This is a genomic window from Azotobacter armeniacus (genome assembly GCF_054779355.1).
The window spans coordinates 1-9,887 of the sequence record NZ_BAAGYK010000147.1 but is presented as its reverse complement, the minus strand read 5'-3'; the positions used below and the strand labels follow the sequence as shown (position 1 = coordinate 9,887).

11 protein-coding genes and 1 pseudogene are annotated in these 9,887 nt (G+C 67.5%); 6 read left to right on the top strand and 6 right to left on the bottom strand.

Annotated elements, in window-relative coordinates; translation table 11 throughout:
* The 3 genes from ACYVD0_RS19240 to ACYVD0_RS19230 all read right to left on the bottom strand — a co-directional run.
* Nucleotides 1–287, bottom strand: a 287-nt coding sequence (locus ACYVD0_RS19240) for an alcohol dehydrogenase catalytic domain-containing protein (RefSeq protein WP_460428294.1), incomplete at its 3' end; no start/stop codon positions are given.
* 121 nt (nucleotides 288–408) lie between these two features.
* Nucleotides 409–1,137: a pirin family protein gene (locus ACYVD0_RS19235; protein WP_460428293.1), complete on the bottom strand. Its 729-nt coding sequence runs from the start codon at nucleotides 1,135–1,137 to the stop codon at nucleotides 409–411.
* Between the two features lie 48 nt (nucleotides 1,138–1,185).
* A complete protein-coding gene (locus tag ACYVD0_RS19230; protein ID WP_460428292.1) occupies nucleotides 1,186–1,614 on the bottom strand; it encodes a DoxX family protein in 429 nt (142 codons plus the stop codon).
* Nucleotides 1,615–1,951: 337 nt separating this feature from the next.
* Between ACYVD0_RS19230 and ACYVD0_RS19225 the strand changes: the two genes are divergently transcribed.
* Complete coding sequence (locus ACYVD0_RS19225) at nucleotides 1,952–2,101, top strand: hypothetical protein (protein ID WP_460428291.1); 150 nt, start codon at nucleotides 1,952–1,954, stop codon at nucleotides 2,099–2,101.
* A 36-nt stretch (nucleotides 2,102–2,137) separates the two neighbouring features.
* Here ACYVD0_RS19225 and ACYVD0_RS19220 read toward each other — a convergent pair.
* Nucleotides 2,138–2,350: pseudogene (locus tag ACYVD0_RS19220) on the bottom strand (DoxX family protein); the annotation flags it as partial.
* 55 nt (nucleotides 2,351–2,405) lie between these two features.
* Entirely contained in the window at nucleotides 2,406–3,059 is a 654-nt protein-coding gene (locus ACYVD0_RS19215; protein ID WP_040107307.1) for a hydrolase, read from the bottom strand.
* A gap of 263 nt (nucleotides 3,060–3,322) precedes the next feature.
* Here ACYVD0_RS19215 and ACYVD0_RS19210 point away from each other — a divergent pair, with 263 nt between their 5' ends.
* Both ACYVD0_RS19210 and ACYVD0_RS19205 read left to right on the top strand, forming a co-directional pair.
* On the top strand, nucleotides 3,323–4,264 hold the full coding sequence (locus tag ACYVD0_RS19210) for a GlxA family transcriptional regulator (RefSeq protein WP_040107487.1): 942 nt from the start codon (nucleotides 3,323–3,325) through the stop codon (nucleotides 4,262–4,264).
* A 192-nt stretch (nucleotides 4,265–4,456) separates the two neighbouring features.
* Nucleotides 4,457–5,836, top strand: a complete 1,380-nt coding sequence (locus ACYVD0_RS19205) for an ATP-binding protein (protein WP_460428290.1) — start codon at nucleotides 4,457–4,459, stop codon at nucleotides 5,834–5,836.
* On the opposite strand, the gene ACYVD0_RS19200 is transcribed toward ACYVD0_RS19205, so the two are convergent.
* Nucleotides 5,802–6,164 (bottom strand): helix-turn-helix domain-containing protein, encoded by a 363-nt coding sequence (locus tag ACYVD0_RS19200; protein ID WP_460428289.1) that lies wholly within the window; start codon nucleotides 6,162–6,164, stop codon nucleotides 5,802–5,804. The two genes, ACYVD0_RS19205 and ACYVD0_RS19200, sit on opposite strands and share 35 nt — an antisense overlap.
* A gap of 170 nt (nucleotides 6,165–6,334) precedes the next feature.
* On the opposite strand from ACYVD0_RS19200, the gene ACYVD0_RS19195 reads away from it, so the two are divergent.
* The 3 genes from ACYVD0_RS19195 to ACYVD0_RS19185 all read left to right on the top strand — a co-directional run bounded on the left by ACYVD0_RS19195 (nucleotide 6,335) and on the right by ACYVD0_RS19185 (nucleotide 9,645).
* The gene (locus tag ACYVD0_RS19195) at nucleotides 6,335–6,904 is read left to right on the top strand and encodes an antibiotic biosynthesis monooxygenase (RefSeq protein ID WP_460428288.1); all 570 of its coding nucleotides are present in this window, start codon (nucleotides 6,335–6,337) and stop codon (nucleotides 6,902–6,904) included.
* Between the two features lie 69 nt (nucleotides 6,905–6,973).
* On the top strand, nucleotides 6,974–7,807 hold the full coding sequence (locus tag ACYVD0_RS19190) for an alpha/beta fold hydrolase (RefSeq protein ID WP_460428287.1): 834 nt from the start codon (nucleotides 6,974–6,976) through the stop codon (nucleotides 7,805–7,807).
* Nucleotides 7,804–9,645: an amidohydrolase gene (locus tag ACYVD0_RS19185; protein ID WP_460428286.1), complete on the top strand. Its 1,842-nt coding sequence runs from the start codon at nucleotides 7,804–7,806 to the stop codon at nucleotides 9,643–9,645. Before ACYVD0_RS19190 ends, ACYVD0_RS19185 begins: the two co-directional genes overlap by 4 nt.
* Nucleotides 9,646–9,887 lie beyond the last annotated feature (242 nt).

Below are 9,887 nucleotides of genomic sequence, written 5' to 3'. Positions count from 1 at the left end.
GCATGGGTGCCGTCGTTATAGAAGCCCAGCTCCTTGCCCGTCCCCCACACCGCTTTGCCCAGCAGATTCTGCGGACCTTGCACCACGACGCCGGCAAAGTCCCGGCCGGGAATCCGCGGCAGGGTGGTGTAGGGGAAACGTCCGAGCACGTTCTTCACGTCGCTCGGATTCAGTCCGCTGGCTCTGACCTCCACCAGCACCTCGCCGGCGGCAGGGACCGGCGTCGGCAGGTCGAGATAACGCAGCGCAGACAGGTCGCCGGTTTGGGAAAATTGCAATGCTTTCATAAGAGGCCCCTTCAAGACAGCCAATGAGTGATGAGTTGCCGCCCTGGCGGCAGGAGTTTTTTCGCCGACCTGCATGCCCAGCAGTCCAACCACGGCCACCGTGGGCGCCGCTGGACACCGTTCACGCCATTCGCGGCCGTTCGTTGGGGCGCAGATCGAAGACCAGCACCTCGGCCTGCTCACCGTCGGCGAACTCCAGCCGCTCGGCATGGCGGACGCGCAGGCCGTCGCCGGCCTCCAGGCGCTGGCCGTTGACGCTCAGCGCGCCGCGCGCCAGGTGCACGTAGGCGTGGCGCTGCCCGCCGAGTTCCAGGCTGGCCCGTTCCGCGCCGTCGAACAGCCCGGCGTAGACCCGGGCGTCCTGGTGGAGGCGCAGCGAACCCCGCTCGCCGTCCGGCGAGAGGATCAGCTGCAGCCGGCCGCGCTTGTCCTCGGCGGCGAAGCGCTGCTGTTGATAGCCCGGTGTCACGCCCCTGACAGCCGGGACGATCCAGATCTGCAGGAAGTGCATCGGCTCGCGGGGCGAGGCGTTGTACTCGCTGTGGGCGATGCCGGTGCCGGCGCTCATCAGCTGGATGTCGCCCGGGCGGATCAGCGAGCCGTTGCCCAGGCTGTCCTGGTGCTCCAGGGCGCCGTCGAGCACGTAGGAGAGGATCTCCATGTCCCGGTGCGGATGCCGGCCGAAGCCCTGGCCGGCGGCGACGCGGTCGTCGTTGATCACCCGCAGGTCGGAGAAGCCGACCTGCTCGGGGTCGTGATAGTCGGCGAAGGAAAAGCTGTGGCGGGATTGCAGCCAGCCGTGGTCGGTCTGGCCGCGCTCGGCAGAGCGGCGCAGTTCGTGGGTGTTCATTTCGGATTCCTCGGTCGGGACGGCCCGGCCGGAGCCGGGCGGGAAACTTCAGGCGTGGGCGGTACGGCGGTTGCGGTAGGCATCCAGGCTCAGGGCGCCGGCGCCGAAGGCGGCCACCTGCAGCAGCCCGCCGGCGATCGCCAGGTTCTTCAGGAAGTGGATGAGCTGGTTCTGGTCGCCGAATTGGTTGTGGAACGCCAGGGCCGTCGCCAGGGTGAAGCCGGCCATCACGGTGGCGACGAAGCGGGTGCGGTAGCCGACCAGCAGCGCCGCGGCGAAGCCCAGCTCGATCAGCAGCGCGGCCGCCAGGGCCAGTGTGGGGAAGGGCATGCCGATGCTGCCGATGTAGCCGAGGGTGGCGGCCGGGGCGGCGGCCTTGCCCAGGCCGCTGACGATGAACAGCGAGCTCAGCAGGGCGCGGCCGGCGAAGGCAGTGGCGGTGTGGGTGGCGGTCGAGGTCGAGGTCGAAAGGGTCATGTCCGTGTCTCCTGGTAGGTAGGGGTGCCTTGTTCAGCACCATGAGCACAGACTAGTGTCTCCTTGCGATTCGATTAAGAGGCTAAAAAGCGCAATATCGTCTACCCAGAAGAGACAATTAGCCCGCTCGATGGCCTGCGCCAGTTCGTCGCCGGGGTGGACGGGAGGAGCTTCACCGCCGCGGCCGAGGCGCGGGACTGGGATCGTCTCGGCATTCGGAAACAATCGCCCGTCGAGGGCGAGCCTGTCGGGTGGAAGCCTGAGCCGAAGAGCTCCGAGGAAGACAAACGGCCCAGGTCCGTTGTCGTGCGGGTCTCACGCCTGATGTCCGGTCGAGGTGGCTCCCGACCAGGGCCAGTATCGGAGCGAGGCGGAGCTGGACAAGACCGTGCATGACCTACTGACGGAGATCAGCCAGGAAGCCGATATGCGCAACTGTTTTGTCGAGATGGACGCCTGGGAAGAACGCACCGAGCGCAGGTGGTAGGGCTTAAGTGCACTTTCTGTTCCGTTGCTCCCCAAACCCCAGGATCAGCAGCAGCGGGCAGAGCACTTCGGCGAACACGGCCAGCGCCAGGGTCGGTGCGGCGCCAAGGCCAAAGGAATCTTCGATGCGTTGCAGTTCGCTTTGCCAGTGCAGCAGCTTGGGCAGGCCGTGCACTTGGAGGAGCAGCAGGGCTGCGCCAACGCGCATGAACAGTAATGCCCAGGCGCTGGAACGGTCGATCGGAGACATGGGATGCACCACGGAAAAGGAAAAGGGAGCGGCGGCGCCGCTCCCTTGCTCGGGCTCAGTGGCCTTCGCTGGCGTTGAACATGGTCTTGGCGTAGATCAGGCCCAGGCCGTAGGCGCCGCCGTGCTCGATGGAGGTCTTCACGGTCTGGTCGTAGGTCTCGCCACGGGCCCAGTCGCGCTGCAGTTCCAGCAGGTACTGCAGGGAGGTCATCGGGCGCGCGCCGAGTTGGATCATTCGTTGCAAGGCCATTTCGTGGGCCTCGGTGGAGACGTCGCCGCAGGCGTCGGCGATGACGTAGACCTCGAAGCCCTGGTCGATGGCCGACAGCGCCGGACCAACGATGCAGACGGAGGTCCACAGGCCCGCCAGGGCGATCTTCTGCTTGCCGAACTTGTTCACTTCCACGGCGATGCGCGGGTCTTCCCAAGTGTTCATGCTGGTGCGGTCGATGACCTTGTGCTCGGGGAAGACCGACTTGATCTCGTCGAAGATCGGGCCGGAGAAGCTCTTCTCGGCGACGGTGGTGAGGATGGTGGAGACGCCGAATTCCTTCGCCGCCTTGGACACCAGGGCGGCGTTGTTGCGCAGGGTCACCGCATCGATCGACTTGGTCGCGAAGGACATCTGCGACTGGTGGTCGATCATGATCAGGGTGTGGTCGGTGGGGTTGAGCAGGGTCTTGCCGGGAACGGCCGAGGCGGTCGCCATGGGAGTGTCTCCTTGAGGTGGGGTGCGCAGCGGTTGCGCAAAGAACACCGGCACGGGGCCGGCGGATATGGGCTGACTATGGGGCCGGCGCCCCCCTGTTTATTGGACCTGTGTGCTCGCGGCGGGAGCAGACAATGATGCAAATGTTCGATACGCGACGAAGCGGCGCGGCTATAGTGGCGCCCCTGGAAAACGGGGGCGCGTTGCCACCGGCCCCGCGGGCGTGATGAGTGAAGGTGACAGCAGTGAAGAAGACAGTAGCCATGGTGCTTTACGAGGATGTCCTGGCGCTGGATGTGACAGGGCCGCTGGAGGTGTTTTCCATGGCCAACCGCTACCTGCCGCCGGAGCACCACTATCGGTTGCTCACGGTGGCGGCGGAGCGCGACCGGGTGCGCGCCTCCAGCGGGCTGGCGCTGGAGGCGGACCTACACATCGACGACTTGCCGGCGGGCGTGGACCTGCTGCTGGTGCCCGGCGGGCCGGGCGCGTACAACGGCGACACCTCGCTGTTGTCCGCCTGGCTGGCGCAGGCGGCGCGCAGCGCGAAACGCTACGGAGCGGTGTGCACCGGGGCCTTCATCCTGGGGGCGGCGGGGCTGCTCGACGGCTACCGTTGCACCACCCACTGGAACTACCTGGAGCGACTGGCGCAGCGCTGCCCCCACACCCAGGTACAGGCCGAGCGCATCTACGTCATCGACCGCAACCTGATCACTTCCGGAGGCGTCACGGCCGGCATCGACATGGCCCTGGCGGTGGTCGCCGAGGATCACGGCAAGGACATCGCCCTGGAAGTCGCCAAGGTGCTGCTGGTGGTGCTCAAGCGCCAGGGCGGGCAGGCGCCGTTCGGTCCGCTGCTGGCGTCGGTGGTGCGCGACGGCTCGGCCATTGCCCGCGCCCAGGCCTACGTGGTGGACCACATCGACGAGCCCCTGACGGTCAATCGCCTCGCCGAGCTGGTGGCCATGAGCCCGCGCAACTTCTCCCGCGCCTTCCAGCGCGAGACCAGGCTGACGCCCATGCAGTACGTGCAGAGCGCACGCATCGACCATGCGCGCAGGCTGCTGGAGAGCAGCGACCTGCCGTTGAAGCTGGTGGCCTGCCGCAGCGGCTTCGGCAGCGCTCGGCACATGCGTTCGGTGTTCGGCGAGCGGATCGGCATGACGCCGAGCCAGTACCGCGAGCAGTTCGGCTGCGCCTGAGCGCGAAGGGCGGTTCTGACCGTCCGGCGCACCCATCTTGGCCGAATCGTTCCCCCCGGATGAATTGCACTGTTACACGGGCGCGGGAAAATAGCCCGATCCATCATCAGGGGCGCGTCACCTCGGTTCGAACCAGATCGCCTGGAGGCCCAGTAGTGGAGCGATCCGTTTGAACCATGACGTGAGCAGGACATGAGCGCAACCACTGAACCCGGCACCGAGACCATCCTGCAGTTCGGCCGCTTCCAGTTCCATCCCTACCGCCGCCAGCTGTTGCAGGGCGACCGCCCGGTGCGCATCGGCAGCCGGGCGCTGGACATCCTCCACGTGCTGATCCGCCAGCCCGGGGAAATCATCGGCAAGGACGCGATCATCGCCCAGGTCTGGGGCGATACCGTGGTCGAGGAAGTCAACCTGCGCGTGCACATCGCCGCCCTGCGCCGCGCCCTGGGCGAGGGGCGCACCGGCGAGCGCTACATCGCCAACGTGCCCTTGCGCGGCTACGGCTTCGTCGAGGTGGTGGAGACCCTGGTCGCGCCGCGGCAACCCCTGGCGTCCCCCTGTGCGATGCGCACCAGCAACCTGCCGGTCCTGCTGATGGGGCTGATCGGCCGCCAGGTGCTGATCCAGCGCGTGGTGAACCAGCTGCCGCGCACCCGCCTGCTGACCCTGGCCGGGCCTGGCGGCATCGGCAAGACCTCCTTGGCAATCCAGGCCGCCGAGCAGTTGGGCGCGCACTTCCCGCGGATGCGCTTCCTGGACCTGTCGAGCGATCCGGACGGCATCTCCCTCAGCCAGAACCTCGCCGTGCTGCTGCGCGAGCCGGTGGACGAGCCGACCCTGCTGCTCTTGGACAACTGCGAGCATCTGACCGAGCGCTGCGCCGAGGCCGCCGAGCACCTGTTGCGCCTGCACCCGCGGCTGAACATCCTCGCCACCAGCCGCGAACCGCTGCGTGCCGAAGGCGAGCACGTGCTGCGCCTGCCGCCGCTGGAGGTGCCCGAGCGCGACGACGCGCCCCTGGCGCTGGCCATGTGCAGCTCGGCGGTGCAGCTGTTCGTGACGCGCGCGCGGGAGGTCTGCGACCGCTTCGACCTCAAGCCCGACCAGGTGCGAGCCATCATCGCCATCTGCCGGCGCCTGGACGGCATTCCCCTGGCCATCGAAATGGCCGCGCGGCAGGTGGGCGTCCTCGGCCTCAGCGGACTGCCGGCGCTGCTGGAGACGCCGCTGCAATTGCTCATGCCGGGGCGGCGCACCGCCCCGGAGCGGCAGCAAAGCCTGCGGGCGACCTACGACTGGAGCTTCGGCCTGCTCAGCGCCGCCGAACAGCGCTGCCTGCGCCTGCTGGCATCCCTGGGGGAAGCCTTCACCCTGGACACGGCGGTGGACTCGCTGCACGGCACCCGGCTTTGTCGTGAATGCATCTTCGCCGCCGTGCGCCAGTTGGCGGACAAGTCGCTGCTGTGGATCGAGCAGGACGAGCGCGGGGTGAGCTACCGGGTGCCGCACACCGTCCGCGCCTACATGCAGCAGGTCAGCCCGCCAGACGCTGCCAGCCCAGCGGCGTGACGCCTTCCAGGCGGGTGAAGATGCGGCAGAAGTGCGCCTGGTCGCAGAACCCGCACTCCAGCCCGATCTCCGCCAGCGGCAATCGTGCCTCGGCCAGCAGCCGCTTGGCCTTCTCCACCCGCTGGCGGCGCAACCAGGCCTGTGGCGGCGCCCCGATGCTGACCTTGAACTTGCGGGTGAAATCGCTGCGCGAGAGCGCGCAGGCCCGGGCGAGGGCGGTCACCTCGATGCCCGCGTCCAGATGCTCCAGCAACAGCGCCAGGGCGCGTTCCAACTGCCAGGACGCGAGGCCCCGGCGGACATGTCTGGCGAGGTCGGCATGGGACACGGCTGGGCACTCCGGCGGACGGTGGGGGACCCAGCATCTGCAAAGGCGCCGGAGGCGGCGAGTTAAAGCGGGTTAAACCTGGTTAATGGCGGTGATGCAGCACATGCGTCCAATGCACTGCCGGTGCGCACCGCCATAGTGGTGCGACTCTCATCAGCCGCGAGGCCGCCATGGCCGCCGATGCCATCGATCTGAACAGCGTGGTGACCCTGGTGGTGCACCACAAGGTGCGCCGCCAGGCCCTGGCCAACTACGAGGCCTGGCTGCGCCGCACCGTGGCGGCCGCGCGCCTGCAGCCCGGCCACCTGGGCGTCAACGTGATCCGTCCGGACAGCGGCGGCGCGATGTTCACCACCGTGGTGCGCTTCGCCCAGGCCGCGCAATTGCAGGCCTGGATCGATTCCGCCGAGCGCGCGGCGCTGGTCCGTGAAGTGTCGCCGTTGCTGGAGGAGGGCGACCATCCGCTGATCCACAACGACGCCGAGTTTTGGTTCACCCCGGCGCGTGGCGGCGTTCGCCCGCCGCCGAAATGGAAGCAGGCGGTGCTCACCTACGCCGTGATCTGCCCGCTGACCATGGTCATCCCGCGCCTATGGGCGCCCGTGTTCGAGCGCTACCCGGCACTGGCCGGGGTGGTGCCGAGCAACCTGCTGGTCACCCTGTGCATCGTGGTGCCGGTGGTGTTCCTGATCATGCCCTGGGTCACCCGCCTGTGCGCGGGCTGGCTCAGCGCCGACTGATTTCCCTCCGCGGCGCCATGCCGGCGCCCCTTCCCACAGCGACCTGCAGCGCAGGCAGAGGAGTTGTCCATGAGCACTTTCGTAACCCGCGACGGCACCGAGATCTACTACAAGGACTGGGGCAGCGGCAAACCCGTGCTGTTCAGCCACGGCTGGCCGCTGGATGGCGACATGTGGGAATACCAGATGGAGTACCTGAGCAGCCGCGGCTACCGCACCATCGCCTTCGACCGTCGTGGCTTCGGCCGTTCCAGCCAGCCGTGGAGCGGCTACGACTACGACACCTTCGCTGATGACATCGCCCGCCTGATCGAGCACCTGGACCTGCGCGACGTGACCCTGGTCGGCTTCTCCATGGGCGGCGGCGACGTCAGCCGCTACATCGGCCGCCATGGCACCCCCCGTGTGGCCGGGCTGGTCCTGCTGGGCGCGGTGACGCCGATCTTCGGTCGCAGCGCCGACTTCCCGCAGGGCGTGGAAACCTCCGTGCTCGACGGCATCAAGGCCAGTCTGCTGAAGGACCGCGCGCAGTTCATCGCCAACTTCGCCGCTCCCTTCTACGGCACCAACCATGGCCAGACCGTCTCCGATGGCGTGCTGACCCAGACTCTGAACATCGCCCTGATGGCATCGCTCAAGGGCACCCTAGACTGCGTCACCGCGTTCTCGGAAACCGACTTCCGCACGGACCTGGCCAAGGTGGACGTGCCGACCCTGGTAATCCACGGCGACGATGACCAGATCGTGCCCTTCGAAACCACCGGCAAGCTGGCCGCCGAGCAGATCCCGGGCGCCGAGCTCAAGGTGTATGCCGGCGCGCCCCATGGCTTCGCCGTCACCCACGCGCAGCAGCTTAACGAAGACCTGCTGGCCTTCCTGCAGCGCGGAGGAATCCGAGCATGAGCAACGCTGACCTGATCCTGTTCAACGGCAAGCTGCACACCGTCGATCCCGAGCGCCCGCAGGCCACCGCCGTGGCCATCGCCGACGGCAAGTTCCTCGCCGTGGGCAGCGACGCTGAAGTGATGGCCTACCGCGACGGGTCCACCCGGCTGGTGGACCTCAACCGCCGCACCGTCATCCCCGGCCTCAACGACTCGCACCTGCACCTGATCCGCGGCGGCCTGAACTACAACCTGGAACTGCGCTGGGAGGGCGTGCCGTCGCTGTCCGACGCGCTGGAGATGCTGCGCCTGCAGGCCCAGCGCACACCCTCGCCGCAGTGGGTGCGCGTGGTCGGCGGCTGGAACGAATTCCAGTTCGCCGAGCGCCGCATGCCGACCCTCGAGGAATTGAACAAGGCGGCGCCGGATACCCCGGTGTTCGTCCTGCACCTCTATGACCGCGCGCTGCTCAACCGCGCCGCACTGCGCGTCGTCGGCTACACCAAGGACACGCCGAACCCGCCCGGCGGCGAGATCGTCCGAGACGGCAACGGTGAGCCCACCGGCATGCTGATCGCCCGCCCCAACGCGATGATCCTCTACGCGACCCTGGCCAAGGGACCGAAGCTGCCGCTGGAGTACCAGGTCAACTCCACCCGCCAGTTCATGCGCGAGCTCAACCGCCTGGGTCTGACCAGCGTGATCGACGCCGGCGGCGGCTTCCAGAACTACCCGGACGACTACCAGGTGATCCAGCAACTGGCCGACGCCGACCAGCTCACCGTGCGCATCGCCTACAACCTGTTCACCCAGAAGCCCAAGGAAGAGCTGGCCGACTTCAGGAACTGGACCTCCAGCGTGACCTACGGCCAGGGCACCGATTTCCTGCGCCACAACGGCGCCGGCGAGATGCTAGTGTTCTCCGCCGCCGACTTCGAGGACTTCCTCGAACCGCGTCCGGACCTGCCCGGCACCATGGAAGCCGAGCTGGAGCCGGTGGTTCGCCACCTGGTCGAACAGCGCTGGCCGTTCCGCCTGCACGCCACCTATGACGAGTCCATCTCGCGCATGCTCGACGTGTTCGAGAAGGTCGACCGCGACATTCCGTTCAACGGCCTGCCGTGGCTCTTCGACCATGCCGAGACCATCTCGCCGAAGAACATCGAGCGTGTTCGCGCCCTGGGCGGTGGCATCGCCATCCAGGACCGCATGGCCTTCCAGGGCGAGTATTTCGTCGACCGCTATGGCAGCAAGGCCGCCGAAGCCACACCGCCGATCAAGCGCATGCTGGCCGAAGGCGTGCCGGTGGGCGCCGGCACCGACGCCACCCGTGTGTCCAGCTACAACCCCTGGACCTCGCTGTACTGGATGGTCAGCGGCAAGACCGTGGGTGGCCTGAGCCTGTCCCCGGAGGGCCTGTCCCGCGAGGTGGCGATTCAGCTGTTCACCCACGGCAGCGCATGGTTCTCCAGCGAGCAAGGCAAGAAGGGCATGCTCAAGGCCGGCCAGCTGGCCGACTTGGCGGTGCTTTCCGAGGACTTCTTCAGCGTCGAGGAAGAGGCGATCAAGACCATCGAGTCGGTGCTCACCGTGGTGGGCGGCAAGATCGTCCATGCCGACCGCGAGTTCGACAAGCTGGCCCCGCCGAGCATCCCGGTGGTCCCGGAGTGGTCGCCGGTGGCCAAGGTGCCGGGCCACTGGCGCCCGCAGGCGCCGCTGCAGAAGGCCGTGCACCAGTGTGTCGGTTCCTGTGGCGTGCATGGCCACGCCCACGAGCGGGCGCGCACCAGGGACGTGCCGGTGAGCGACTTCGCCGGGTTCTGGGGGGCATTCGGCTGTTCCTGCTTCGCGTTCTGACGAGGCGGAATCGCCACCGCGCTACGTGATGGCGCCCTTCACAGGAGCGAGCGAACGGATTCACCGGCTTCTCCGGCGCTGGGACGGTTCGCGAGCCAGCTCGCTCCTACATCGTTCGTGCCGGTTGATGCCGTGGTGCTAGAGCATTTTTTGAAAACACGAATTCGACATACAGGGGTTGCTCTTCCTGGTCATTTCGGTCCTCCTCTCCCGCTCGAACAAGGAGACCAGAATGGCTCGGG